Source organism: Kribbella sp. NPDC051620 (assembly GCF_044453825.1).
Classification (GTDB): domain Bacteria; phylum Actinomycetota; class Actinomycetes; order Propionibacteriales; family Kribbellaceae; genus Kribbella.
This window is the reverse complement of the sequence record NZ_JBITDB010000002.1, coordinates 596,065-621,945: the sequence shown is the minus strand read 5'-3', so window position 1 is coordinate 621,945 and position 25,881 is coordinate 596,065. Positions and strand designations below refer to the sequence as shown.

Below are 25,881 nucleotides of genomic sequence, written 5' to 3'. Positions count from 1 at the left end.
GGTGGTCCGTCCTTGCTGGTCCGACGGCGGTGTCCGGAGCGAAGTTCGGTCCGGCCGAGCCTTTGCAGCAAGTTGCAAAAGTCGAGCTCAGACGTCGATGCGGGACCCCATGATGACGACCCGGTCGCGCGGCAGGCTGAAGTACTCGGCCGCGTCGGCGGTGATGCCGGAGGTGGCGATGAAGAGCCGCTTGCGCCAGCGCGTCATCCCCGGCGCGTCGCCGAGACCGAGTTCGATCGTCGACAGGAAGTACGACGTGTCCTCGACATCGGCCGACATCTCGGGACTCTTCTCGGCCGTCAGGCGGAGTACCGTGGGGACGTCCGGCGTCTGCATGTAGCCGAAGCGGGCGGCGACGTGGATGATGCCGTCGTCGAGGTGGCCGAGGTCGTCGACGGTGACGCTGTCGGCGACGTCGACGTGCGGGACCGGGTCGGTCTCGATCGACAGGATGAGCACGTGCTTGTGCAGGATGTGGTTGTGCTCGACGTTCGCACGCATCGCGAGCGGCACGCTGGTCTTGCTGCGGTTCAGGAAGACGGCGGTACCGGGCACCCGCTGCAGTGGTGGCTTGGACTCGTGGAGCTGGTCGATGAACTCGCGCAGCGGACCCTCTCGCTGTTCACGCCGCTGGGTGACCAGCACCCGGCCGCGTTGCCAGGTGGTCAGCACGGTGAAGACTGTGATCGCAATGATCAGCGGCAACCACGCGCCGTGCGCGATCTTGGTCAGGTTGGCCGCGAGGAAGAGCAGCTCGACCAGCAGGAAGGTCGAGGCCCCCGCGATGACCAGCCACAGTGGCTTGCCCCAATGCCGCCGGACGACATAGAAGAACAGGATCGAGTTGATCGTGATCGTGCCGGTGACCGCCATGCCGTACGCGAAGGCGAGGGCTGCCGAACTCTCGAAGGCGAAGACCAGCGTCAGCACCGAGATCATCAGCGCCCAGTTGATCCACGGGATGTAGATCTGGCCGGCTGCCTCCTCAGACGTGTGCTTGATCCGCAGTCTCGGGAGGTAGCCGAGCTGTACCGCCTGGTGGGCGACCGAGAAGGCGCCTGTGATCACGGCCTGTGCGGCGATCACGGTCGAGGCGGTCGCGAGCAGGACCAGCGGCAGCCGGGCCCAGTCGGGGACGAGCAGGAAGAACGGGCCGCTGAGGTTGGCGGGGTCCGAGATCACCAGTGCGCCCTGGCCCAGGTAGCTCAGGGTGCAGGCCGGGAAGACCAGGAAGAGCCAGGCCCGGCTGATCGGCGCCCGGCCGAAGTGGCCCAGGTCGGCGTACAGGGCCTCGGCGCCGGTGATGGCCAGTACGACCGCGGCCAGCGCGAAGAACGCGATCGAGAAGTGACCGGTCATGAAGCCGATCGCGTAGGTCGGCGAGAGCGCCTTCAGGATCTGCGGGTGGTCGACGATGCCGCCGATCCCGGCCGCGCCGATCACGGTGAACCAGACGATCATCACCGGCCCGAACGAGCGCCCGATCTTCGCCGTCCCCAGCCGCTGGACCGCGAACAGCACCAGGATGATGGTCGCGGTGATCGGTACGACGAGGTGGCTCAGGCCAGGTTCGACCACCTTCAGGCCCTCGACCGCCGACAGCACCGAGATGGCCGGGGTGATCATCGAGTCGCCGAAGAACAGTGACGCGCCGAAGATGCCGAGACCGGCCAGGATGTACTTCGTCCGCGCCGTGCCCGGGACGGCCTTGCCTCTGATCAGCGTGATCAGCGCCAGGATGCCGCCCTCGCCGTCGTTGTCGGCGCGCAGTACCAGCAGCACGTACTTGACCGTGACGATCAGCGTCACCGACCAGAAGATCAGCGAGATGATCCCGTAGACGTTGCCGGTGGTCACCGGCACCGGGTGCGGGTCGGTGGGGTTGAAGACGGTCTGGATCGTGTAGATCGGACTGGTCCCGATATCTCCGAACACCACGCCCAGCGCCCCGACCATCAGAGCGGCCTTCGCGATCGTCCGGCTACCGCCCGCGGCCTTTACCGTCTCAGTCACGAGGGAATTGAACCACCCGGGGCGCCAGATCCAGCGGCACAGGGGGTTGGTACGCCGACGCTAGGTAGCTTGCTCGCCTGGTTGCCGACGCCGGCTGAGGACGGCGAAGGCGATGGTCGACAGCGTGGTCAGGGCGGCTGGGAGGAAGAAGACGTGAGGGAGGCCGATGGCTGCGACGCCCAGGCCGCCGATCGCGCCGCCGATGGCTGAGCTGACCGGGATGGAGCTGAGGAAGATACCGGATGCCGTGCCGACACCTTCGGGGTACAGGTGCTGGGCGATCGAGACGCCGAGTGCGCCGACGCAGGCCCAGAGGCCGGCGGTGAGTGCTTGGCCGACGAAGAGGGCCGCTACGGAGGTACTGGTTGCGTAGGCGAGGTTTCCGGCCAGGCCGAGGGCGGCTCCGGCTGTCATCACCTTGAGGCCGCCGAATCGGTCGGCCAGGCGGGCGACGAGGGGGAGCAGGAGGAGTTCCAGCAGGGGCTGGATGCCGATCACTGCGCCGCGCATGGTGTCGGAGACGTGGAGTTGGTCGGCCATGTAGATGGGGAGGTAGCCGAACTTGATGGTGTCGCCGGTCATCGCGAGGACGCAGATCGCGGTGAAGACCAGCAGCGGCATCATGTGGTCGATCTGGCGCCGGCCTGTCGAGCGCGGGAGCAGGGTGACGTCGTCGTACCGCTCCACCCGCAGGCGGCCGAGCGGGATCAGCTGCGCGAAGACACAGGTCGCCGTCGCCACCAAGAGCGCGCGGAGACCGAACTGCCCGCCGAACCAGCTTCCCGCGACCGGCCCGACCATCCAGCCGATCACGAACGCCATCCGAACGGTCGCGACCACCCGGTTGTCCGCCTTCGTCGGGTGCCGGCTCAACTCGTCCCGGCAGGCCGCGAACAGCTGAGCCATCGACCCACCGGACACGCTCAACGCGATCGCGCTGATCACGAACGGCAGCCAGACGGTGTTGGCCGCCGCCATCGCGAGCCATCCGACCGTGCCGACCAGCGCGCAGATCCTGAACCACAACAGCCGCTCAGGAGTCCGATCCGACAACCGCCCGACCAGGTATCCCGCGACGGGCGCCGCCAGGTTCGTCACGTAGTACAGGCCCGCCACCGGCAACGGGGTGTGCAACTCCCGGACGAGGAAGAGCGTGAGCTGAGGGGTGGCTGCCGACATCCCGATCCCGGCGATCAGCAAAGCCAGGAACGACGACCGGTAGACCCGCGACCGAAACACGATCCCCACCGCAGACCCGGACCGGTCGAGCATCACCCTCCCCTAAACCGCTCTAGCACCTCCCCGAACCCTATCCGCAGGTCACAGCCTGCTCGCCGCGGTCTCGACGGCTGAACAGGACAGGCGAGTGGTGAGGCAACGTACTCTTGTGGGGTGCGTTCCCGTCCCACACTGACCTGGTCTCCGGGCCCTGATGTGCTGTCGCTTGCGCCCGGTGTGACGGACGTCGCGGCCGTTGCCGAGGTGGTCGGTGGTGGCGGCGTGGTGGTGTTGAGCGGGGCCGGGATTTCCACCGAGTCGGGGATCCCGGACTATCGGGGTGAGACGGGGAGTCTGCGGACTCATACGCCGATGACGTACGGCGACTTCGTCGGGAGCGAGTCCGGCCGGCAGCGGTACTGGGCGCGGAGCCACCTGGGCTGGCGGACGATCGCCCGGGCCGATCCGAACGCGGGGCATCGGGCCGTCGCCGCGTTGCAGGCCCGGGGGTATGTCGATGGGCTCATCACCCAGAACGTCGACGGGCTCCACAGCGCCGCCGGGGCGCGGGATGTGATCGAGTTGCACGGCAATCTCGACCGGGTGATCTGCCTGGACTGCGGGCAGACGACTCCGCGCGAAGAACTCGACCGGCGGCTGCGCGCGGCCAACCCGCTCTTCGAAGGACAGGCGACGCGGATCAACCCGGACGGCGATGTCGAGCTGCCCGACGAGGTGGTCAAGGACTTCAACCTCGTCGACTGCGCCGACTGTGGATCCGGGCTGCTCAAGCCGGATGTCGTCTTCTTCGGCGAGAACGTGCCGAAGACCCGGGTCGAGCGCTGCTACGGCCTGATCGACGACGCCCGAGCGGTGCTCGTTCTCGGTTCGTCGCTGACCGTCATGTCCGGTTTCCGCTTCGTCCGGTACGCCGCGAAGGCCGGCAAACCCGTCCTGATCATCAACCAGGGCATCACCCGAGGCGACCCGTACGCCGCGGTGCGGGTGAACCTCCCGCTCGGCGAGGCGCTCACCACCCTCACCAGCGCACTCCTCTGACGCCGGCGTCTCGGTCTCGCTCCGCGGCTGCCTCGGCGTCGGCCTTTCGGGTGCGAGGATGCCGAGGTGGAGTCCTACGTCGAGCATCCGCCGCTGCCGGAGCTGGCGACGACGGTGCGCACGGTGTGGATCCAGCGCACCGGCGGTACGGCGTACGTGCAACGGCATCTGCCCACCGGCGGAGTCGAGATCCACTTCCCGATCGGTGGCCGGCCGCAACTGCTCGGCCCGCTGACCGGTCCTGAGGTCGAGGTCATCCCGCCGCACACGACGATCGTCGGCGTGCGGTTCCAGCCGGGGACTCCGCCGCCGCTTCCGACCGTGCTCGACGACTTGGTGGATCAGCGCCTCGGACTCGCGGACCTGTGGCGCGATTCGGCCGACCGGCTCGTGGAGGCCGTCGCCTTGGCCAGTACGCCGGAGCGCGGGCTGCTCTTGTTGCAGACCGAACTGCTGAAGCACTTCCGGCGTACCGGCCTGGATCCCTTGGTGGGCGAGGCTGTGCGGGCGCTGATGCCCTGGCGTCCGGTCAACATCGACCGCCTCGCCAACCACCTCGCGCTGTCGTCGAGCCAACTGCGCCGTCGCTGCCAGCAGGCGGTGGGGATGAGTCCGAAGGTTCTCCAGCGGACCCTGCGATTCCAGGGCTTCCTCGCGCTGGCCCAAGCCGGTGCCACGGCGAGCGGTCGACGCGGCGCGGACGGTATGGCCGGGCTCGCGATCGACGCCGGGTACGCCGACCAGGCCCACCTCAGCCGGGAGTGCCTCCGACTGACGGGCGTCACCCCGTCCCAGCTCCTCGGCGGCGCCATCGAGCGGTGCCTGTGCGGCCACGACCACTCCGCGTCGTACCGGCCCTTCCTCGCCACCCGCGACAGGCCGCTGCCGGTGCACGATTTGTTCAAGACCGGGGCGGTACGACCCTCCTAGATTCGTCGTCATGGCCGACCTGACCCTCGACGGTGAGTTGTTCGGACCCGACTCGCCGGGCTACGACGCTGCTCGCCTGCCGGTCAACGCCGCTTACCACGACGTGCGGCCGCGGCTCGTAGTCCGGTGCCGGTCGGTGTCGGACGTGGTCAAGACGGTGCGCTATGCGAGTCGTACCGGAGACCGGGTCGCTCTTCGCGGCGGCGGCCATTGCTTCGCCGGTCGCTCGTCGACGGAGGGGATCCTGCTCGACCTGTCCGACCTCGACGGCATCTCGGTGGTGGGCGAGCTCGCCACGATCGGAGCGGGTGCCCTGTTGGCGGAGGTGTATTCCACCCTCCACGAGCACGGCCGCACGTTGCCGGCCGGATGTGGTCCGACCGTCGGGATCGCGGGCCTCACGCTCGGTGGCGGGATCGGGTTGCTCGGGCGGCGGTACGGCTTGACCTGCGATCGGCTGATCGGAGTACAGGTCGTGCTCGCGGACGGCAGCGTCGTGGATTGCGACGAGGACCATGAACCGGACTTGTTCTGGGCTCTGCGTGGCGCGGGTGGCGGTCAGTTCGGCGTGGTGACGGTACTTCGATTCGCCACCGTCCCCGAGCCGTTGACGACTCGGGTCGAGGCGCACTGGTCCGGGGCTGGTGTTGACAAGGTTGTCGCGGCCTGGCAGACCTGGGCGCCGGATGCTCCGGACGACGTCACCGTCAACCTCCACATCGCGTCGAAGCCCGGCGTGCCGATGGAGGCGACTCTCTTCGGCGCCTCGCTCCCCGGGGAGGGGCCGACGCGGGAGCTACTGGAGTCGGCTGGGTTGGCCGAGTCGCTGGAGTTGCGTGCGGGCCTGCCGTTTCACCTTCTGAAGAGCTCCTTTGCGGACCCGCTTGGGCTTCCCCCCGTACGGATGCGGTCGGAGTTCTTCTCGCGTTCGCTGTCGGAGCGGACCATCGAGTCGCTGCTGGGCCAGCTGGGTGAGGGTGGGCGCGGGATTGCCTTCACCGCGATGGGTGGGGCTTACAACCGGGTCGCGGAGGATGCGACGGCGTTCGCTCATCGTGGCGAGCGGTTCCTGCTGGAGCACATCGGCGACGATTCCTGGGTCGACGAGTCCTGGGCGACGGCTCATGTCGACGGGTCAGGGCGCGTGTACCCCAACTTTCCCGACCCGGCGCTTGCCGATTGGGCTTCGGCGTACCACGCAGGCAACCATCCACGGCTGGTGGCGGTCAAGAACGCCTATGACCCCGACCGGTTCTTCGATTTCGTCCAGGGAGTGTCATGAGCAAGGTTTTCAGCGCGTTGTCGGTGTCGGTCGACGGGTACATCACCGGGCGCGATCCGGGAGAGGGTCGTGGGCTGGGTGACGGGTCGATGCTGTTCGACTGGTACTTCGACGGGGACACGCCCAGCAAGGAGTTCGACGGGTTCAAGCTCAGTGAGGCCAGTGCGCGGGTGTTCGACGCCTTTGCCGGCCGGGTCGGGGCCAGCCTTGCCGGTCGTAACACCTACGACGACTCCGGCTGGATCAACGGTGGGACACCGCATCCTGATGCACCGCTGGTTGTGCTCACGCACCGCCCGATTCCGGGGACGAGGGATCGCCAAACGGTGATCACGACGGGGATCGAGGATGCTGTCGCGGCAGCGCGCTCGGTGGCCGGTGACAAGGACGTGGCGCTGATGGGTGGTGGCGTGGTGACGGCAGCTCTCGAGGCGGGGCTGGTCGATGAGTTGGTTCTGCATCAGGTGCCGATCCTGCTCGGTGGAGGCCGGCCGTACTTCCAGTCGCTGCCTTCGCACGTGAGTCTGCGGCTTGTCGAGGCGGTACCGGCGGCCGGCGTGACGCATCTCCACTACGAGGTGATCCGATGATCCTCATCACGGGAGGACTGGGGATGATCGGCGCGCAGACCGCTCGGGCGCTGGTGGAGCTGGGGCAGGAGGTGGTGGTCACGGCGTACCGGCGTACTGAGGTCCCGTCCTTCCTGGCCGGCAAGGTCCTCGTGGAGTCTCTTGACACCAACGACCGGGACGCATTCCTTGCTCTTGGCAAGCAGTACGAGATCTCGGACATCGTCCACCTGGCCGGCACCATCCCGGGCGAGGACGCGGTCGACTACTTCCGCACCGACCTGACCGGGCTGCTCAACGCACTGGATGCTGCCCGGGCGTGGGGCGTCCGCCGGTTCGCCGTTGCCAGCAGCATCGGGGTGTATATCGGCCGGCCCGAGATCCCTTGGCACGAAGAGCTTTCGCTGGTGAATGTGGAGTATCCGCATCTGATCATCGCGTTCAAGAAGGCGGTCGAGCCGCTGGTGACGCACAGCCTCCAGGGCACCGGCGTCCAGCCGGTCCTGCTCCGGATCGGCGGCACCTGGGGACCGCTGATGGATCCGGAATCACCGTTCAACCCGATCCCGGCGTGCGTCAGCGCGCTCCGTCGTGGCGAGACGCCGCGACCCATCTACGACGGCGACGGCGGCGACAACTGCTATGCCCCGGACACCGGCCATGCGATCGCCCTGCTGATGACAGCGGAGACGTTGCAGCACGACACCTACAACATCTCCAACGGCCGCCGATCCACGAACCAAGAGGTCATCGACGCACTCCGGGCATCCGTACCCGGCGCACAGCTCGACGTCATCCCCGGCAGACAGAACGGCCCCGGCGACGACCCCTACCTCGACATCACCCGCCTCACCGGGGAAACCGGCTTCACGCCAGCCTTCGACGTCGCCGACGCGATCGCCGACTACCTCACCTGGCGCACCACGAATCCCCGCTGACGCGCGATCAGCCTCCGCAGCCGGCCTGGACGCGACAGGACGTCGTTGCCCGGTCGGGCAGTCTTCGCGCTTACCACGAGCGGACGAGGCGGCCGGGTGGCGGGAAGTCCGTGGTGGAAGGCCCAGGTGCGTCGATACTCTGCCCGGATGGCTGAACTGGTGTCGAAGCGGGCGCAGGTTGCGCGGATTCGGCGTACGGCTGTCCGGGCGCTGGCGGGCTATCCGATTGATGAGCCGCGGCTTTCGTTCATTGCGCATGGGGAGAACACGACGTTCAGAGTGGACTCCCGGGACGGCCAGTTCTTGCTGCGGGTGCATCGGGCCAATCGGCATGGGCTGGGTGTTGATTCGAGCGTCGCCGTCGGGTCGGAGCTGGATTGGCTGGCGGCGTTGCGCACGGAGACGGAGTTGAGCGTGCCGGCGCCGGTTCGGGCGCGTACGGGGGAGTGGACCGCTGTCGCCGATGGGCGGGTTTGCTCGGTGCTGGGATGGCAGGGTGGGCGGATGCAGGCGGCTCATCCGAAGGCCGTGCATTTCAGGCGCTTGGGTGGGGTTCTTGCGCGGCTGCATGAGCATGCCTCGGGGTGGATTCCACCGAAAGGGTTTGTCCGCATGCGATGGGACTGGGAGACCTTCTTCGGCAACACGATGGAGTACGGCGGGGTGTCGGCGGCCGACTGCTGGGATCTGTTGCCGGCGCCGGTGCGCGCCCAGTTCGATGAGGTCGCGCGCCGGATGCGAACCGTCATGCCAGACCTCGGGACGCAAGCGGACGCCTTCGGTCTGATTCATGCCGATCTGCACCTGGACAATGCGCTGTTCGACGGCGATGCGGTGCGGGTCATCGACTTCGACGACTGCGGCTTCGGGTACTGGCTGTACGACCTCGCCGTACCGCTGTGGGACAACCACTACCGCGACGACTACCCGGCGTACCGCGCGGCACTTCTCGACGGCTACGCGCAACGCCGCGAGCTGCCCGACCTCACACACCTGGACGACTTCATCGCCACCCGCTACGTCGCCTTCGGACTCTGGTACGCCGGTATGGCCCAGATCAACCCATCATTCGCGGCCGACCTGGGCAAGACGATGGCCTACATCCACCGCTCCCTCGAACGTATGTCGCCTTAGACTCCGAAGAGGTTTCCGGTGGGTGACCTGGGAGGTGCGTCGTGGACGGTGTCCGCGACGCGGCGGTTCAGTTTTCGATGCTCTGTGGTGACAGATTGCGTGGCGTCAGGCTGGCCTGGCGGACTGTGCGGTTGTCGTCGTTGAAGACGATGTCGGCGTCGAGGTGTTCGTCGGTGAGGACGCGTTGAAGCCAGTAGCTTGCGTCGTCCCACATCAGATCGAGGGGCAGCGCTTCGGCGGGGTGCCATTCGGGAGCGATTTCGTCGGATTCCTTCGGCTCTCCTTGCCAGGACTCGCCGATGAAGACGGTGACACGCTGGTCCCATTTCGGGCGGGCGGGGAAACGAAAGACGATCGTGGCGCGCTCGGTGAGATCTGACTCGGCGACAGTCACGTAGGCCTCCTCGGCAACCTCTCGAACAGCGGCGATCCGTGGGGTCTCTCCAGGATCGACGTGGCCGCCGAGACCGACGATGTTTCCGGCGCCGAAGCCGTCTTTCTTCCGTCCGAGGAGCACGTGGGTCACCGCGCCATCAGGGTCGCGTGCGACCAGGAAGCACAGGCACATCTCAGTGACAGACATGGCGGAACTTTAGGCCCGGGTATGTCATCGGACCCGGTGATCCGGCCCTAGAACAGTTTCCACTGGCCCTCGGAGACGACTTCGGCCGTACCGTCGACGACCTTGATCGCGGACGCGTCGTCGATCGCGTACGTCGGTACGGGAATCCGCGCCGCCCATTTCTCGGCGTTGGCGAGCGACGCGTCGAGGTGGTCCGGGTGCTCGAAGTGCGGGATCACCGCGAAGTCGACCAGCCCGGCTCCCTGGCCGGTGACGAGCGTCTTCTTGACGTCACCTGACGGCGCCGAGAAGACGACCTCCTCCGACTTCAGCGGCCCATCGCTTCCGCGCGGAGGGTCGGTGTAGGTCTCGACGAAGGTGGAGGCGGTCGCGATACTCCCGGCGCTCACCCCCACGTAGACCGCCTCGGAGCGCAGCGTCGGCAGCAGCTCAGCGAGCCCGGACCGCCGCATCCAGCCGGCCAGGAACAACGGGTCGCCGCCACACACCAGCAACGCGTCAGCGTCCCGAACCGCAGGCACCCACGCACCTTCGTCGATGCTCGGCAGCACGGACAGCTCCAGCACACCCAACGACTTCCACCCCAGGTCCGCCAACCGCCCCGGCCCTTGCCCGGTGATCGCCCGCTGTGCCATCCCAGCCCCACCGGGGAAGGGATACAGAGCGGTGGGAATGAGCAGCGCATCAGCCTCGGCGATCGGCTTCCCCAGCAACTCGACCAGCGCAGCCTCGATGCTGGTGTTCTCCACACCCGCAGAGGTCAGTAGCAGCCTCATGACACCTTCCCTTGTCCTCGGAACCGATACCTCTGCAACGAACACTGCCACCCCGATCCGACACAACCCCGGAATGAGCACCGGACCGGTCCCTTGCGTGAAAGGGGCCGGTCCGGTGTCCGCCGTACGGATTGGAAAGGGTCAGCGTTGCGCGCCGGTCCGTAGGCGGTTCAAGGCGGCCTCGACGGCCGGGGTGGAGGTGGAGGCCTTGCGGCTGAGTTGGCGGGCTTCTGTCGCCCAGCGGGTCTGTTCGGCCGCGGTGATCGTCGTGGGCGTGCCGGTCAGCTTCTTGTAGGTCAGCGACGCCACGCTGGCCTGGCCCTCGTACCGAGGGTGGTAGTTCAGCGCCCGCAGCAGGTTGATGTCCTTGCCCTGGATCCACGCCTGCCCGTCAGGAGCGCACGCATCATGCCCGGTGGACGGCCCGAAGGTGTCGACATAGACCGCCCCTCCGGCAGCCGCAGCGCCGGACACCGCCTGGTTGAGCTTCTGCTCGACCGAGTACAGATAGGCGTAGTCGCCGTCGGAGAACGGCAGAATGGCCGGACAGACGCCCTGCTCCGGCGCGATCTTCGGATACCCGATCAGTACTAGGGTCGCGCGCGGCGAGCGCAGCTTGATCCCCTTCACCACCTCGGTGATCCGTGCCTGCGTCTGGGTGATCTTCGCCGCCAGCGTGTCCACGCCGTCGACCGTGAAGTGTGTCTTGCACGGCGACCCGGCTGGATCGGCCGCGCGCAGGCCGGGGCACGTCCCGGTGATGTCCCCGAAGACCCCGAAATCGTTGCCACCTATCCCGACGGTGACCAGGTCGGTGTCCGGCCGGAGCGCGTCGAACTGTGGGGGGAACGTCCCGAGCGGCGTGCTCTGTGGCTGGGTCATGTTCGTGGTGTCCGCGCCACCGCAACTGACGTCGGTGAAGGACGTCACCCGCAGCTGAGCGGCGAGCTGCTTCGGGTAGTTGTTCGAGGAGCGCAGGCAACCCAGCGACAGGATGTCGGGCAGCGGCACCAGCGGCGCCGAGGAGTAGGAGTCACCGAGAGCGACGTACTTGCTGAACACAACTGGCGCGAAGGCCGGGGCGGCAGCCTGAGCGGTACTTGTGAGGGACATCGAACCGACCAGGACCGCCGAGCTGCAGGCGGCGACGAGACGCTGAACTTTCACGGAACCTCCGAGGGTGCGAAAGAAGTGCGGGCCCAATCTAAGTTGAGTCACCGTCCGATTACAAGGGGTGACGACGGGACCTGTTGATACAGCTGCGCCGGTCACGTGGAATCCTTCTGCCATGCATGTCTGGCACGGTTTGGGCGAGGTGGACCCGGGGTTCGGGCCGTCGGTCGTCACCATCGGCAACTTCGACGGCGTGCACCGCGGTCATCAGGAGGTGCTGCGGCACGCCAAGGCGCGGGCTGCCGAGCTCGGTGGGCTGCCGGTGGTCGCGATGACCTTCAACCCGCATCCGATGGCGGTACTACGCCCCGGCCACGCTCCCGCGATGATCAGCGCGCCCACCCAGCGGGCGGAGCTCCTCGGCGCGGCCGGCGCGGACGCGGTACTGATCCTGCCGTTCGACCAGGACGTCTCGAACTGGTCGCCGGAAGAGTTCATCGACCGGGTCCTGGTCAAGACCCTGCACGCCAAGGCGGTCGTGGTGGGGGAGAACTTCCGGTTCGGCCACAAGGCCGCGGGACACGTCGACACGCTCGTCGCGGCCGGTGCCGCAGCCGGGTTCCAGGTCGAGGGCCTGAGCCTGGCGGGTGATGCCCAGCCGTGGTCCTCGACGTACATCCGGGATCTGATCGCCAAGGGTGACGTCGAAGGGGCCGCCGCGGCGCTTGGCCGGCCGCTCAGGGTCACCGGAGTCGTCATCGAGGGTGACAAGCGCGGCCGCGAACTCGGCTACCCGACGGCCAACATCCCCGCCCTGCCCGGCGCCGCCGTCCCGCTCGACGGCGTGTACGCAGGCTGGCTGACCGTGCTGGAACGGGCCCCCGGCGCTCCGCGGTACGCCGAACCGCTGCCGGCCGCCATCAGCGTCGGCAGCAATCCCACCTTCGACGGTGTGGACCGCCGGGTAGAGTCGTACGTACTCGACCGCGACGACCTGGAGCTCTACGGCTCCAAGGTCGCGATCGACTTCGTCACCCGCCTGCGCGGCACCCAGATCCGCTTCGACACCATCGACGACCTCCTGGTCCAGATGAAACTCGATGTCGACGGGGCACGCCGCATCCTTACCGAGTGACCGCTAGGGGTCACAGAATTAGGGTGACGCGTCCACGGACTGATACCCTGGACGCTGCCGTCTGAACGGCCGCGGATCGAGAGTGCCCGGGTGACCTAAGCCCCGGTGCGCCGCGCAACGGACATCGAGAGGATCACTACGTGTCGTCAGCCAATCCTGAGGCGAAGAAGAAGATCATCGGCGAGTACGCCCTGACCGAGGGCGACACCGGTTCCCCCGAGGTCCAGGTCGCGCTGCTCACGCACCGGATCGCCGATCTGACCGAGCACCTGAAGGAGCACAAGCACGACCACCACAGCCGTCGTGGTCTGCTGCTCCTGGTCGGCCAGCGTCGCCGGCTCCTGAACTACCTGTCGAAGAAGGACATCAACCGCTACCGGTCCCTGATCGAGCGGCTCGGCCTTCGCCGATGACGTCGTGAGAAGCGGCCACCGCGTTCCGGGTGGCCGCTTCTCGCGTATCCGTGCGCAAGTACGGAGCCCCGCACGATCGTGCGGAACAACTGAATAATCAACGACAACGAGACGACGCGAGACGCGTGCCGGGCCGACGACCGGTCCTCGGTAGTGGCTTTCGGGACAGCGCAGCACAACGGCGCGGCACCCGCGGGCCTCGATCGAAGACCGGCACACCCCCGGGAGACTCGCGCCTCACAGTCGTCTCAAGTGACGAGAGGGGTATCCCGTGTCGGGATCCACAAACGCGCCCATGGAGGGCGCAGAGTTCGCTGAAGCCGTCATCGACAACGGCAGCTTCGGCACCCGCACCATCCGCTTCGAGACGGGCCGTCTGGCCCAGCAGGCCGCCGGCTCCGCCGCCGCCTACCTCGACGGCGACACGATGGTGCTGTCGGCCACCACGGCCAGCAAGAAGCCCAAGGACCAGTTCGACTTCTTCCCGTTGACGGTGGACGTCGAGGAGCGGATGTACGCCGCCGGCCGGATCCCGGGCTCGTTCTTCCGCCGGGAGGGCCGCCCTTCCGAGGAGGCCATCCTGACCTGCCGGCTGATCGACCGCCCGCTGCGGCCGTCGTTCGTCTCCGGCCTGCGCAACGAGATCCAGGTCGTCATCACCGTCCTGGCGCTCAACCCGGACAAGCTGTACGACGTACTGGCGATCAACGCCGCGTCGATGTCCACCCAGATCGCCGGGCTGCCGTTCTCGGGCCCGATCGGCGCCACCCGCGTCGCCCTGATCGACAAGCAGTGGGTCGCGTTCCCGACGCACACCGAGCTCGAGGACGCCGTCTTCGACATGGTGGTCGCGGGCCGGGTCACCGACTCCGGTGACGTCGCGATCATGATGGTCGAGGCCGAGTCCACCCCGGGCACCTTCGACGCCGTTGCCGCCGGCAAGCAGGCGCCGACCGAGGAGATCGTGGCCCAGGGCCTCGAGGCCTCCAAGGCGTTCATCAAGATCCTGGTCGACGCCCAGTCGGAGCTGGCCGCCAAGGCGTCCAAGCCGACCGGTGAGTTCCCGGTCTTCCCGGACTACCAGGACGACGCGTTCGCCGCTGTCGAGGCCGCTGCCACCGAGGAGCTGTCGCAGGCTCTGACGATCGCCGGCAAGCACGACCGCGAGGAGGCCACCGACGCCGTCAAGGCCGCCGTGGTCGACAAGCTGGCCGCCGACTTCGAGGGCCGCGAGAAGGAGCTGTCCGCAGCCTTCCGCTCGCTCACCAAGAAGCTGGTCCGGCAGCGCGTGCTCAAGGACAAGGTCCGCATCGACGGCCGCGGCCTGAGCGACATCCGTCCGCTCAAGGCGCAGGTCAAGGTGCTGCCGCGGGTGCACGGCTCCGCGATCTTCGAGCGCGGCGAGACCCAGATCATGGGTGTCACCACGCTGAACATGCTCCGGATGGAGCAGCAGCTCGACACGCTCTCCCCGGAGACGCGCAAGCGCTACATGCACAACTACAACTTCCCGCCGTACTCGACCGGTGAGACCGGCCGGGTCGGTTCGCCGAAGCGTCGCGAGATCGGCCACGGCGCCCTCGCCGAGCGCGCGCTCGTGCCGGTGCTGCCGTCACGCGAGGACTTCCCGTACGCGCTGCGTCAGGTGTCCGAGGCGCTCGGCTCGAACGGCTCCACCTCGATGGGCTCGGTCTGCGCCTCGACGCTGTCCCTGCTCTCGGCCGGTGTGCCGCTGAAGGCTCCTGTCGCCGGTATCGCGATGGGCCTGATCTCCGGCGAGGTCGACGGAAAGCTCGAGTACGTCGCGCTGACCGACATCCTCGGCGCCGAGGACGCGTTCGGCGACATGGACTTCAAGGTCGCCGGTACCAAGGACTTCGTCACGGCGCTGCAGCTGGACACGAAGCTCGACGGCATCCCGGCCAGCGTGCTGGCCGGCGCGCTGACCCAGGCCAAGGAAGCCCGCCTGACCATCCTCGACGTGATGGCCAAGGCCATCGACGCCCCGGGTGAGATGAGCGAGTTCGCGCCGCGGGTCATCTCGGTGAAGGTCCCCGTCGACAAGATCGGGGAGGTCATCGGCCCGAAGGGCAAGATGATCAACCAGATCACCGACGAGACCGGTGCCGACATCTCCATCGAGGACGACGGCACGGTGTACATCGGTGCGACGGACGGCCCCTCGGCCGACGCGGCGCGCGCGATGATCAACGCGATCGCCAACCCGACCATGCCGGAGAAGGGCGAGCGCTACCTGGGTACGGTCGTCAAGACGACCAACTTCGGTGCGTTCATCTCCCTGCTCCCCGGCAAGGACGGTCTGCTGCACATCTCGAAGCTGCGCGGCCTGGCCGGTGGCAAGCGGGTCGAGGCCGTCGAGGACATCCTGTCCGTCGGCCAGAAGCTCCAGGTCGAGATCGCCGAGATCGACGACCGCGGCAAGCTGTCGCTGATCCCGGTCCTGGACGAGGATGCCAAGGCGGAAGAGGCCAAGGCCGATGACGCAGAGGTCGCTCCCGCCGAGTGACACGTGCCATCACCAGCACGTTGCTGAGCCCGGAGGAGGGCGGTCCGGTCAAACGGACCGTCCTGCCCTCCGGGCTCCGCGTGCTTTCCCAGTCCGTGCCGGGCTTCCGCTCGGTCACTTTCGGCGTGTGGGTCGGCGTCGGCTCACGCGACGAGCCGGTCCACCTGTCCGGCGCGACGCACTTCCTCGAGCACCTGCTGTTCAAGGGCACCGAGCGGCGCGACGCGATGGAGATCTCGGCGTCGCTGGACGCCGTCGGTGGCGAGATGAACGCGTTCACCGGCAAGGAGTACACCTGCTACTACGCCCGGGTGCTCGACTCCGACCTGCCGCTGGCGGTCGACGTGATCTGCGACATGATCACCTCGGCGACGCTGACCGAGGCGGACATCGAGAGTGAACGCGACGTCATCGACGAAGAGATCGCGATGCACGCCGACGAGACGTCGGACCACATCCACGACCTGTTCGCCGAGCAACTCTGGGGGCAGACCCCACTCGGCCGCTCGATCACCGGTACGCCGGAATCGGTGGCCGGCCTGACGCCTCGCCAGGTCCGCGGCTGGTACCGCCGTCGCTACCTGCCCGAGAACATCGTCGTCTCGGTGGCCGGCAACGTCGAGCACTCCGACGTCGTCCGCCTGGTCCGCAAGGCATTCGAGCGCCACTGGATGACTGCTGAGGCAGAACCGTCGCCGGTACGACCAGAGGCGAAGCGCCGCGTACCGACGTACGGGGGAGTGGAAGTTCACTACCGCGACGTCGAGCAGGCGCATCTCGTGCTCGGCATGCCCGGGCTGGTGCGCAACGACGAGCGCCGGTACGCCGCGGGCGTGCTGCACGGCATCGTCGGTGGCGGGATGTCATCGCGGCTGTTCCAGGAGGTGCGCGAGAAGCGAGGACTGGCGTACTCGGTGTTCACCTTCGGCTCGGCGTACGCCGACTCCGGCATGGTCGGTGTCTATGCGGGCTGCCTGCCGAAGAAGGCCCCCGAGGTCCTCGAGGTGGTCCGGGCCGAACTGGAGAACATTGCCAAGGGCAACATCACCCCCGACGAACTCCTCCGCGGCAAGGGCCAGATGCGCGGCTCGGTGGTGATGGGCCTGGAGGACACCGGCGCGAAGATGACCCGGATCGCCAAGGCCGAACTCGTCTACGGCGAACTCCCCACCGTCGACCAGATCCTGCACCGCATCGACGCTGTCACCCTGGACGACGTGGCCACCCTGGCCGCCGATCTCTACGCCGGCGACCAGACCCTCACCGTCATGGGCCCCTTCAAGGACAAGACCCCCTTCACGGTCTGACACACCACCGTCTGACCCCTCGAACCGCGGCCTGCCGATTGGTAGGCTGCGGTTCGTTGCGTCACAGCGTTATCTGCCTCTGGGTTCCACTCCGAACGGAATCTCATCGCACTTAGCGGCCGACGTATCTCACTCCGGTGAGATCTCGCCTGCCCTCCTGCGAAAGAGGATCTCGTGCTGGATTCCCTCGGTACCGCCCGTGCCGCCCTCCGCGACGCCGCCCGTCATACTCCCGGCTGGCTGGTCATCGCCGCCCTGCTACTGCTTGCCCAAGCCGTACTCCCCGCGGCTCAGGTCGTCCTCCTGGAGCGGGTCGTGGAGACCGTCGACGACGACCCATGGATCGCGCTGGCGGGTCTCACTGCCGTCGTCGGATTGATGTATCCGCTCGGCCAGGTCTCGCTGTCGTCGACCCAGCGGATGTCGCTCAGACTCCGGCTCCGCTACCGATCGGACCTCGCGGAGGCCGCCGCGCAGCTGACGCCCAGCATGCTCGCCCGGCCCGAGGTGGTGACCGACCTGGAGGCGAGCCAGACGGCGACGGCGGTGATGGATGACGTGCCGGGACGAACCCTCCAGGTGCTCGGCTCCGGCGTCACGTCGGTGATGTTGTGTGCCGTCGTCTGGGCGATCAACCCGGTGTCGGGGCTGCTGGTGGTCGCCGCGCTGGCGCCGACCGTCCTCGGGTTCACCGTCATCTCTCAGATGGAGGCCGACGGTTGGCCCAAGGTCGCGACCTTCGACCGGCGGGCGAGCTATGCCACCGAGCAACTCGTCCAGCAACGCCCGGGGACCGAGCTGGCGGTGGTGGGTTCGGGGCGGAAGGTGGCCGCAGTGGTCGCGGCTCATCGTGGTGACGCGACCCGGGTCCTCGACCTGATGGTCCGCAAGGCCATGCTGGTGGAACTTGCGGCTGCGCTGGCTACCGCCCTGCTCTTCGGTGGGGCCTTGGCGGCTCTGGTCCTGGGCGGCGCTTCGGGAGCGGGTGCGGCGGCAGCGGTGGCGGGCACGATCTCGGGTCTCAATGCCATCAGGACCTGTGGTTATGCGTTCGGGACGATCATCACCGCGTCGCCACAAGCCCTTATCTACCGGCGTTTCCTGGCCAGTGTCCCGCCTGCATCACCGCAGACGGTCAGGCATGACGTCGGTGAGATCCGGCTGGAAGACGTCAGCTTCACCTACGCCGGTGCTGTCGAGCCTGCTCTGAGGAACGTGTCGATCCGGGCCGAGCGGGGCGAGATGATCGCGTTGGTCGGTGTCAACGGCGCCGGCAAGACGACGGCGATCAACGCGCTGATCGGGTTGCTCGGCGTCGACGCGGGGCGGGTGCTGATCGACGGGGTCGACGCGGCCTCGATGAGCGAGGGCGAGCGGCTCGGGTGCTTCGGGTTGCTGGTGCAGGAGTTCGGGAAGTTCGAGTTCTCGCTAGGCGACGTGATCCGGCTCGGGACGCCGGCGGAGGTGGTACCGGATGAAGACGTGCGGGCGGCGCTCGTGTCGGCTGAGGCGGGGTCGTTCACGGACCGGATGACGCTGGACACGCAACTGGGGCAGCAGTGGGGTGGTACCGGGATCTCGGGTGGGCAGTGGCAGCGGCTGGCGTTGGCGCGGATCTATCTGCGCGACGCCGGGATCTGGATCCTCGACGAGCCGACCTCGGCGATCGACGCGGAGGCGGAGCGGGAGATCTTCGGCGAGTTGAGCCGGACCCGGGCCGGGCGGATCACGATCGTGGTGTCGCATCGCGCCTGGACGTTGCGGGAGATGGACCGGATCTACGTGATCGATGAGGGGCGGGTGGTAGAGGAGGGGAGCTACGCGGAGCTGTTCGCAGTACCGGGCGGGCGGTTCGCGGAGATCTTCGACGGGCAGTCTACGGAGCGTGACGAGTCTCGGCTGAGGTCTGATGACTTGGGATAATTGGGGCGAGTTCTTGACGTCGGTACGCGGAGTGTGTTCTGGGTGCTCTGAGGTCTCGTCAAGGTAACGCGTTTGTTACTTGCCTCTGGATTGGCTCTGACAACGTTGACATCGCCAGTTTCGACCAGCCAACATGGCGGCTATTCCGCCTACCGGCCCTCCGCCGAGGAAGTTGGTTCGACGTGCGACGAGTCACTGGGGTTCTGGGGGTGACGCTCGGTCTCGCGCTGGTGCTCACCAGCTGTGGCGACGGCAAGGACAACGGCTCCGGGACGGGCGGCGCCAAGAGCATGGTGATCGCGCTGGCCGCGGATCCGCTCGACTTCATCAACCCGCTGAACGAGAACAGCAGCCCGGGCATCCAGATCGCGCAGGCGATGTTCGCGCCGCTGGTGGCGACCGACCCGAACACCGGCAAGGTCGTCAACGTGATGGCCGACGCGGTCACCCCGGACAAGACCAGCCAGACCTGGACGATCAAGCTGAAGGCCGGCAACAGCTTCCAGAACGGTCAGCCACTGACCGCGAAAGACTACGTCGACAGCTGGAACCTGACCGCCGAGGGCTCGAACGCCTGGGACAACAACGGCTTCTTCTCCAAGGTCGAGGGGTACGACGCGCTGAACCCGCCGACCGCCGAGGGAGCCACGCCGGCACCGACCTCGGTGAAGGCGATGAGCGGCCTCAAGCAGGTCGACGACCTGACCTTCACGGTCAAGCTCAAGGTGCCGTTCTCGCAGTTCGGGCTGACCCTGCAGTACCTGGGCCTGGCGCCGCTGCCCGAAGAGGTGCGCAAGGACCCGGACGCGTACAAGCGCAAGCCGATCGGCAACGGGCCGTACAAGTTGGACGGCGACTGGAGCAACGGCGGCGACGTCAAGCTCGCCAAGTGGGACGGGTACAAGGGGCCGAACGCGCCCGAGGCGGATGCGATCACCTTCCGCTTCATCCCGAACGCGGACACGGCGTACAACGAGTTCCTGGCCGGCACGGTGGACTTCGTCGATGTGCCGTCGACCAAGATCAAGACCTTCAAGACCGACGCCCCGGACGGCTGGGTGACCGGCGAGAGCTCGGGCGCGAACTACCTGGTGATGCCGGCCTGGGACCAGCGGTTCAAGGACCCCAGGCTGCGGCACGCGTTCTCGATGGCGATCGACCGCAAGGCGATGGCCGATCTGGTCGGCCTGGCGACGCCGTCCAACGGGCTGATCTCGCCGGACATCGACGGCTACCGTGCCGACGCCTGCAAGTACTGCAGTTTCGACGTCACCAAGGCCAAGGCGTTGCTGGCGGAGGCCGGCGGCTTCTCCGGGCCGCTGAACATCAACTACAACACCACCTCCGCGACCGGTCAGCTGTACGCCGAGGCGATCGGCAACATGCTCCGGCAGAACCTTGGGCTCGAGGTCAAGTACACCGGCAAGGTCGGCTCCGAGCTCACCGAGCTGGCCCAGCAGCGCAAGCTCGACGGCCTGCGGTTCGGCGGCTGGGGACACGACTACCCGTCGATCGAGGACTACCTGACGCCGATGTTCAAGACCACCGGTGACGCGAACTTCGCCCACTACAGCAACCCCAAGCTGGACGCCATCCTCGCCCAGGGCGATGCTGAGCCGAACCCGGAGGCGGCGATCAAGCTGTACCAGCAGGCCGAGGACATCGCGCTCGAGGACATGCCGCTGATTCCCTTGTACGCCAAGCAGAACCCGTACCTGCACTCGGCCAAGATCGAGCCGCGGGTGTCGAAGTACACCGGCGTCCAGGCCCTGTACTCAACGTTCAAGTGACCCGGTTCGTCCTGCGCCGCATCCTGGCGGCGGTGCCGATCGGCCTGATCGTCACGCTGGGGGTCTTCGCGCTCGTCTTCGCGATGCCCGGGGACCCCCTGCGCGAACTGGCCGGCGACAAGCCGATCCCGGCCGCGGTGATGGCGGCCAAGCGGGCGCAGTTCCACCTCGACGATCCGTTCGTGGTCCAGTACCTGCTGTCGATGAAGGACATCTTCACCGGCAACTTCGGGACCACGTTCGCCGGTGCCGACATCGCCTCGCAGCTGCAACTGCGGATCCCGGTGACGCTCAAGCTGGCCACCATGGGCCTGGTGATCCAGTGGATCGCCGGCCTGCTCTTCGGCCTGTACGCCGGGTTCAAGCGCAACGGCGCCGTCGACCGGATCCTGCTGCTCGCGACGCTGTTCATCCTCGCCGTGCCGCTGCTGGTCGTGTACTTCGCTGCGCAGTACGTGTTCGGTGTGGAGTTGAAGTGGCTGCCGGTGTCGGGGATCGCGCACGGCTATCCCACGTCGTACCTGCTGCCCGCGCTGTGCATCGGTCTGACCGGGTTCGCCGGTCTGGCCCGGCTGACCCGGACGTCGATCGTCGAGACCGCGAACGCCGACTTCGTGAAGACCGCCCGGGCCAAGGGCCTCGGGGAGCAGCGGATCCTGTGGGGTCACGTGCTGCCGAACGCGTTGCTGCCGATGGTGACCTTCATGGGTGTCGACGTGGGCGGCATCTTCGCCGGCGCGTTGCTGGCGGAGAGCATCTTCAACCTGCCGGGGCTCGGTCAGTTCATGTTCCAGGCGATCAAGCTGAAGGAGGGTGGCGTGGTCGTCCTGCTGTCCACGCTGGCCTTCGTGATGTTCATCGCCGTCAACCTGCTCGTCGATGTCATCTACGGCGCGATCGATCCGAGGGTGCGCAATGTCTGAGACACAGGCGATCTTCGAGTCCGAGGCTCTGGAGCTGGGCAGCCGGACGCTCTCGAACCGGGAACTGCTCCGGGCGCTGCTGCGCAAACCGCAGTTCGTGCTCTGTACGGTCCTCGTGCTGACGTTCTTCCTGATGGCCGCGGTGCCACGGATCTTCACCGCCACCGATCCGCGCTTCTGCGAGCTGGGCAAGTCGCAGCAGGGGCGGGCTCCTGGCCATCCCTTCGGCTTTGACGTGCAGGGCTGCGACTACTTCGCCAACGTCATCTATGGTGCCCGGCCGTCGGTACTGGTCAGTGTCGTGGCGAGCATCGGCGGCTTCCTGATCGCGGCGGTTCTTGGGCTGCTCGCCGGGTACTTCCCGGGGTTTGTGGACAACTTGATCTCCCGTACCGCGGACGTGCTGTTCTCGCTGCCGGGGCTGGTCGCGCTGATCGTCGTCCTCAACTCGGTGCCGAACCGGAGCATCTGGATCATCGTCGGGGTCATCCTGCTGACGTCCTGGCCGCTCGGGATGCGGCTGATGCGCTCGACGGTCTTCTCGGTGCGGAACCGGGAGTTCGTGCTGGCCGCCCGGTCGGTCGGGGTACCGCCGCTGCGGATCCTGCGCAAACACGTCTTCCCGAACGCGATGGCGCCGTTGCTGGCGACAACGACTCTCGGCGTCGGCGGGCTGGTCGGGTTGGAGGCGATCCTGACCTTCCTGGGCGTGGGGTTGCAGCCGCCGTCCATCTCGTGGGGGTCGCAGTTCGGCGTCGCGGCGTCGTACCGGGACGCACCACACCTGTTCATCTGGCCGGCGCTGTTCATCTCGACGATGACGATCTCCTTCATGATCATCGGCGACTCGATCCGCGACGCCCTCGACCCGAAACTGATGCGATGACTACGACGGTTGGCGAGGTACTGCTGCAGGTCGAGGATCTGTCAGTGGAGTTCGATACTCCGCACGGGCGGGTCCGGGCTGTTGACGGGGTCTCGTGGCAGGTGCGGGCCGGGGAGACGCTGGCGATTCTGGGGGAGTCGGGTTCGGGCAAGAGTGTGTCCACCCAGGCGCTGACGGGGATTTTGGAGATGCCGCCGGGGCGGATCGTTTCCGGGACTGCGAAGTACCGGGGTGAAGATCTGATCGCGATGACCGTCAGGGAACGACGGAAGATCGTCGGGGACCGGATCACGATGGTGTTCCAGGACTCGTTGTCTGCTTTGAATCCGGTGCAGTCGGTCGGTCGGCAGATCGCCGAGTGCTATCGGGTGCATCGGGGGCTGTCGAAGTCGGACGCGATGAAGCGGGCGGCGGAGATGCTGGATCAGGTGCGGATCCCGGCGGCGGCCAAGCGGGTCCATGACTATCCGCACGAGTTCTCCGGTGGGATGCGGCAGCGGGTGATGCTGGCGATGGCGCTGGCGCTCGATCCCGACGTACTGATCGCCGATGAGCCGACCACCGCTCTCGATGTGACCGTGCAGGCGCAGATCCTGGAGTTGATCGAGGATCTGCAGGCTGAGCGGGAGATGGGGGTCGTGCTGATCACGCACGATCTCGGGGTGGTCTCGGATGTCGCCGACAACGTGGTGGTGATGTACGCCGGACATGTGGTCGAGCGGGCGGCTACTGCTGCGGCGCTGGAACGGCCCTTGCACCCTTATACGGAAGGACTTCTGGGGTCGATGCCCTCGGCTGACCTGAAGGGGCAGGAGTTGCCGACGATCCCCGGTACGCCGCCGTCGTTGCGCGCCATCCCGTCGGGTTGCGCCTTCCGGACCCGGTGCCCGGAGGCGATCGAGGAGTGCGCTCAGGTGGTGCCGCCGTTGCTGACGATCGCGCCGGGCCGAGACGCCGCCTGCATCCGCCGTACGTCGATCCCCGCGCAGGAGGCGGTCTGATGAGTGACGAGTTGCTGCTGGCAACCAACCTGGTCAAACACTATGACATCAGCCCGGCGTTCTCCTTCAGCCAGAAGACGCTGGTCCGCGCGGTGGACGGGGTCGATCTCGTACTGCGCCGTGGCGAGTCGCTCGGGATCGTGGGGGAGTCGGGGTGCGGGAAGTCGACTCTCGTCCGGCTGCTCGCGGCGCTGGAGAAGCCAACTTCGGGGTCCGTTCTGTATGGCGGTGAGGACGTCAGCAAGATGGGCGGTCGTGAGCTTCGGAGGTGGCGGCGGAACGTACAGGTCGTCTTCCAGGACCCGTACTCGAGCCTGAACCCGCGGATGCGGATCGGTGAGATCGTCGCGGAGCCGCTGGAGGTACATCCGGATGTGTCGCGCGGCCTCGACATCCGTGCCCGGGTACGGGAGTTGCTGGAGCTGGTCGGTTTGCGTGCCGAGGATGAGACGCGGTTTCCGCATCAATTCTCCGGTGGTCAGCGGCAGCGCATCGGCATCGCCCGCGCCATCGCACTGAACCCTGACGTCCTACTATGCGACGAGCCGGTGTCGGCGCTCGACCTGTCCGTGCAGGCGCAGGTTGTAAACCTCCTGATGCGCCTACAACGAGAACTAGGCCTGAGCATCATCTTCGTTGCGCACGACCTGTCGGTAGTACGCCACGTATCCGACCGAGTAGCTGTCATGTATCTCGGCCGGGTCGCTGAGCTTGGTGAGCACCATCAGGTCTACGACGTACCAGCCCACCCCTACACCCAAGCCCTGCTCTCCGCCGAGCCCGGCCTGGCCCGCCAAGGCCGCAAACGCATCGTCCTGGCCGGCGACCCACCCTCCCCGGTGTCCCCACCCTCAGGCTGCCGCTTCCACACCCGCTGCCTCCGCGCCGAAGCCCGCTGCTCCATCGACACCCCCGAACTCCGCCAACTCCCCACCGGCCAATCCGCAGCCTGCCACTTCGCCGAAGACGCCCAATCCACCTACACAACAACCCTCACCGCCTAGTGGGTGGCTTGTGCCGCGTGTCCCAGATGACCGTGCGGCGCGGCCGCAGACCGAAGGACAGTTCGGCTTTCGCCGACCTGTCCTTCGGGCTGATGTCTTGGTCAGCTCTGGTTACAGGCCCCAGCCGTACCTGACGCGGTCACGGCCGGAGGAGTTGCGGACCGCCAAATCGATGGTGGTGCCACTGCCACTCTGGGAGAACATCGAATACCAGTCGAAACCGCCGCCGTCGGTGCGCTTGCCGCCGATCGCGGGCCAGTAGGTACCGCCCATCTGGTTGTCCCGCATAACCTGGGTGGCGGCCCGCAGGTAGCGCACGTAGTTGTCGGTGCTGCTCGCGTTGGCGTAGTTGAGGCCGTTGGACATCGGCGCGCCGTACTCGGTCATCACAGCGCGGGAGGCGCAGTTACCCAGCCGGGTCTGGATGTAGCTGCGCCAACCGTCGTACGTCATTGCGCCGGCGAAGAAGGTGTAGGTGTGGAACGACATCAGCGTGCCGTTGAAGCGGCTGTCATTGCAGATGTCGCGCAAGTCCTGGCTGAAGCCGGTACCGCCGATGAGCACCCGGCTGGGCACGGCTGAGTAGTGGTACCTGAGCCACTCGGCGGCGACGTTTCGCCATTCGGTCGAGCTGTAGCCGTGCGGCTCGTTCATCGGCTCGAAGTAGACATTGGCGTTGGAACCGTAGGTGCTGGTCACTCGCGACCACATCGTGTTCCAGGCGGTGTAGTTCGTCACTTTGCCGCCCGAAGCGGCGCCGTCCTCCCAGTAGGTGAGGATGACTTTGAAGCCGCGCGCGGTCGCCGCGTCGACGGCGCCCCGGTACGCCTCCCACCAGGTCGTGCCCACGGTGTGGGTGTTGATCGGCAGCCGTACCGTGTTGACGCCGATCGCGGCCAGGTCGTCATACACCGCATTGGCCTTGGCCCGCACGGTCGCGTTGCTGTCGGTCTGGCTGAGGCCGGAGATGACGAGCGGTCCTTTGCTGAAGTTGTCACCAAGGACGGCCCAGTTCATACCCCGGAACTGGTTGGTTGCGGCGTTGGCCGGCGCCGAAGTGGCGACCAGGCCACCCAGGGCGAGAGTGCTCACCACCAGGAGGAGCAGCGATCGGCGTAGTGGCGTGGTGCGGGATTGGGGCGGTCTTCCGTTCATGTATCGACCTCTTCTGAGCGCTCGAGGATCTACCGCTTCACATGTTCAGGAATATCGACCCGGAATCTGGTGGTGTCCATCCGTCGATCAGAGGTACGCAAGAACATTCAGACCCGAACAAGAGCGACCTCGAGACTGAAACATTCAAGTAGAAAAGCGGATAAGACTGACGCACTGCGCTCTGCCCGCAGCCGCATCACGC

Annotated in this window: 22 protein-coding genes; 16 read left to right on the top strand and 6 right to left on the bottom strand. The window is 67.0% G+C overall.

Annotation, left to right across the window (positions count from 1 at the left end; translation table 11 throughout):
- Window positions 1–87: 87 nt before the first annotated feature.
- On the bottom strand, window positions 88–2,013 hold the full coding sequence (locus ACIA12_RS10090; protein WP_396366573.1) for a potassium transporter Kup: 1,926 nt from the start codon (window positions 2,011–2,013) through the stop codon (window positions 88–90).
- A 60-nt stretch (window positions 2,014–2,073) separates the two neighbouring features.
- The gene (locus ACIA12_RS10085) at window positions 2,074–3,285 is read right to left on the bottom strand and encodes an MFS transporter (RefSeq protein ID WP_396366572.1); all 1,212 of its coding nucleotides are present in this window, start codon (window positions 3,283–3,285) and stop codon (window positions 2,074–2,076) included.
- 120 nt (window positions 3,286–3,405) lie between these two features.
- On the opposite strand from ACIA12_RS10085, the gene ACIA12_RS10080 reads away from it, so the two are divergent.
- The 6 genes from ACIA12_RS10080 to ACIA12_RS10055 all read left to right on the top strand — a co-directional run bounded on the left by ACIA12_RS10080 (window position 3,406) and on the right by ACIA12_RS10055 (window position 9,143).
- Complete coding sequence (locus ACIA12_RS10080; protein ID WP_396366571.1) at window positions 3,406–4,290, top strand: NAD-dependent protein deacetylase; 885 nt, start codon at window positions 3,406–3,408, stop codon at window positions 4,288–4,290.
- 66 nt (window positions 4,291–4,356) lie between these two features.
- Entirely contained in the window at window positions 4,357–5,220 is an 864-nt protein-coding gene (locus ACIA12_RS10075) for a helix-turn-helix domain-containing protein (protein ID WP_396366570.1), read from the top strand.
- Between the two features lie 10 nt (window positions 5,221–5,230).
- Entirely contained in the window at window positions 5,231–6,502 is a 1,272-nt protein-coding gene (locus ACIA12_RS10070) for an FAD-binding oxidoreductase (RefSeq protein ID WP_396366569.1), read from the top strand.
- Window positions 6,499–7,092, top strand: coding sequence for a dihydrofolate reductase family protein (locus ACIA12_RS10065; protein ID WP_396366568.1), 594 nt, complete (start codon window positions 6,499–6,501; stop codon window positions 7,090–7,092). The genes ACIA12_RS10070 and ACIA12_RS10065 overlap by 4 nt, the downstream gene beginning before the upstream one ends.
- Window positions 7,089–8,009, top strand: coding sequence for an NAD-dependent epimerase/dehydratase family protein (locus ACIA12_RS10060; RefSeq protein WP_396366567.1), 921 nt, complete (start codon window positions 7,089–7,091; stop codon window positions 8,007–8,009). The genes ACIA12_RS10065 and ACIA12_RS10060 overlap by 4 nt, the downstream gene beginning before the upstream one ends.
- Window positions 8,010–8,156: 147 nt before the next feature.
- Window positions 8,157–9,143, top strand: coding sequence for a phosphotransferase enzyme family protein (locus ACIA12_RS10055; protein ID WP_396366566.1), 987 nt, complete (start codon window positions 8,157–8,159; stop codon window positions 9,141–9,143).
- 67 nt (window positions 9,144–9,210) lie between these two features.
- Here the strand turns inward: ACIA12_RS10055 and ACIA12_RS10050 are convergent, their stop codons facing one another.
- The 3 genes from ACIA12_RS10050 to ACIA12_RS10040 form a co-directional block, all read right to left on the bottom strand.
- Window positions 9,211–9,726 carry an 8-oxo-dGTP diphosphatase gene (locus tag ACIA12_RS10050; RefSeq protein WP_396366565.1) on the bottom strand — a complete coding sequence of 172 codons (516 nt, stop codon included), beginning with the start codon at window positions 9,724–9,726 and terminating at the stop codon, window positions 9,211–9,213.
- Window positions 9,727–9,773: 47 nt separating this feature from the next.
- Window positions 9,774–10,502 (bottom strand): Type 1 glutamine amidotransferase-like domain-containing protein, encoded by a 729-nt coding sequence (locus tag ACIA12_RS10045; RefSeq protein ID WP_396366564.1) that lies wholly within the window; start codon window positions 10,500–10,502, stop codon window positions 9,774–9,776.
- A 141-nt stretch (window positions 10,503–10,643) separates the two neighbouring features.
- The gene (locus ACIA12_RS10040) at window positions 10,644–11,669 is read right to left on the bottom strand and encodes an SGNH/GDSL hydrolase family protein (protein WP_396366563.1); all 1,026 of its coding nucleotides are present in this window, start codon (window positions 11,667–11,669) and stop codon (window positions 10,644–10,646) included.
- 121 nt (window positions 11,670–11,790) lie between these two features.
- On the opposite strand from ACIA12_RS10040, the gene ACIA12_RS10035 reads away from it, so the two are divergent.
- From ACIA12_RS10035 to ACIA12_RS09990, 10 genes are all read left to right on the top strand, one after another.
- Window positions 11,791–12,750, top strand: coding sequence for a bifunctional riboflavin kinase/FAD synthetase (locus ACIA12_RS10035; protein WP_396366562.1), 960 nt, complete (start codon window positions 11,791–11,793; stop codon window positions 12,748–12,750).
- Between the two features lie 140 nt (window positions 12,751–12,890).
- Complete coding sequence (gene rpsO, locus ACIA12_RS10030) at window positions 12,891–13,163, top strand: 30S ribosomal protein S15 (protein ID WP_164604166.1); 273 nt, start codon at window positions 12,891–12,893, stop codon at window positions 13,161–13,163.
- 295 nt (window positions 13,164–13,458) lie between these two features.
- Entirely contained in the window at window positions 13,459–15,690 is a 2,232-nt protein-coding gene (locus tag ACIA12_RS10025) for a polyribonucleotide nucleotidyltransferase (RefSeq protein WP_396366561.1), read from the top strand.
- The gene (locus ACIA12_RS10020) at window positions 15,687–16,997 is read left to right on the top strand and encodes a M16 family metallopeptidase (protein WP_396366560.1); all 1,311 of its coding nucleotides are present in this window, start codon (window positions 15,687–15,689) and stop codon (window positions 16,995–16,997) included. The genes ACIA12_RS10025 and ACIA12_RS10020 overlap by 4 nt, the downstream gene beginning before the upstream one ends.
- A 174-nt stretch (window positions 16,998–17,171) precedes the next feature.
- On the top strand, window positions 17,172–18,920 hold the full coding sequence (locus ACIA12_RS10015; protein ID WP_396366559.1) for an ATP-binding cassette domain-containing protein: 1,749 nt from the start codon (window positions 17,172–17,174) through the stop codon (window positions 18,918–18,920).
- A 209-nt stretch (window positions 18,921–19,129) separates the two neighbouring features.
- Window positions 19,130–20,710, top strand: a complete 1,581-nt coding sequence (locus ACIA12_RS10010; RefSeq protein WP_396366558.1) for an ABC transporter substrate-binding protein — start codon at window positions 19,130–19,132, stop codon at window positions 20,708–20,710.
- Window positions 20,707–21,633: an ABC transporter permease gene (locus tag ACIA12_RS10005; RefSeq protein WP_396366557.1), complete on the top strand. Its 927-nt coding sequence runs from the start codon at window positions 20,707–20,709 to the stop codon at window positions 21,631–21,633. The genes ACIA12_RS10010 and ACIA12_RS10005 overlap by 4 nt, the downstream gene beginning before the upstream one ends.
- A complete protein-coding gene (locus tag ACIA12_RS10000) occupies window positions 21,626–22,519 on the top strand; it encodes an ABC transporter permease (RefSeq protein WP_396366556.1) in 894 nt (297 codons plus the stop codon). Before ACIA12_RS10005 ends, ACIA12_RS10000 begins: the two co-directional genes overlap by 8 nt.
- Window positions 22,516–23,520, top strand: coding sequence for an ABC transporter ATP-binding protein (locus ACIA12_RS09995; protein ID WP_396366555.1), 1,005 nt, complete (start codon window positions 22,516–22,518; stop codon window positions 23,518–23,520). Before ACIA12_RS10000 ends, ACIA12_RS09995 begins: the two co-directional genes overlap by 4 nt.
- Entirely contained in the window at window positions 23,520–24,524 is a 1,005-nt protein-coding gene (locus ACIA12_RS09990) for an ABC transporter ATP-binding protein (RefSeq protein ID WP_396366554.1), read from the top strand. Before ACIA12_RS09995 ends, ACIA12_RS09990 begins: the two co-directional genes overlap by 1 nt.
- Before the next feature lie 111 nt (window positions 24,525–24,635).
- Here ACIA12_RS09990 and ACIA12_RS09985 read toward each other — a convergent pair whose 3' ends face one another.
- Window positions 24,636–25,679 (bottom strand): glycoside hydrolase family 5 protein, encoded by a 1,044-nt coding sequence (locus ACIA12_RS09985; protein ID WP_396366553.1) that lies wholly within the window; start codon window positions 25,677–25,679, stop codon window positions 24,636–24,638.
- Window positions 25,680–25,881 lie beyond the last annotated feature (202 nt).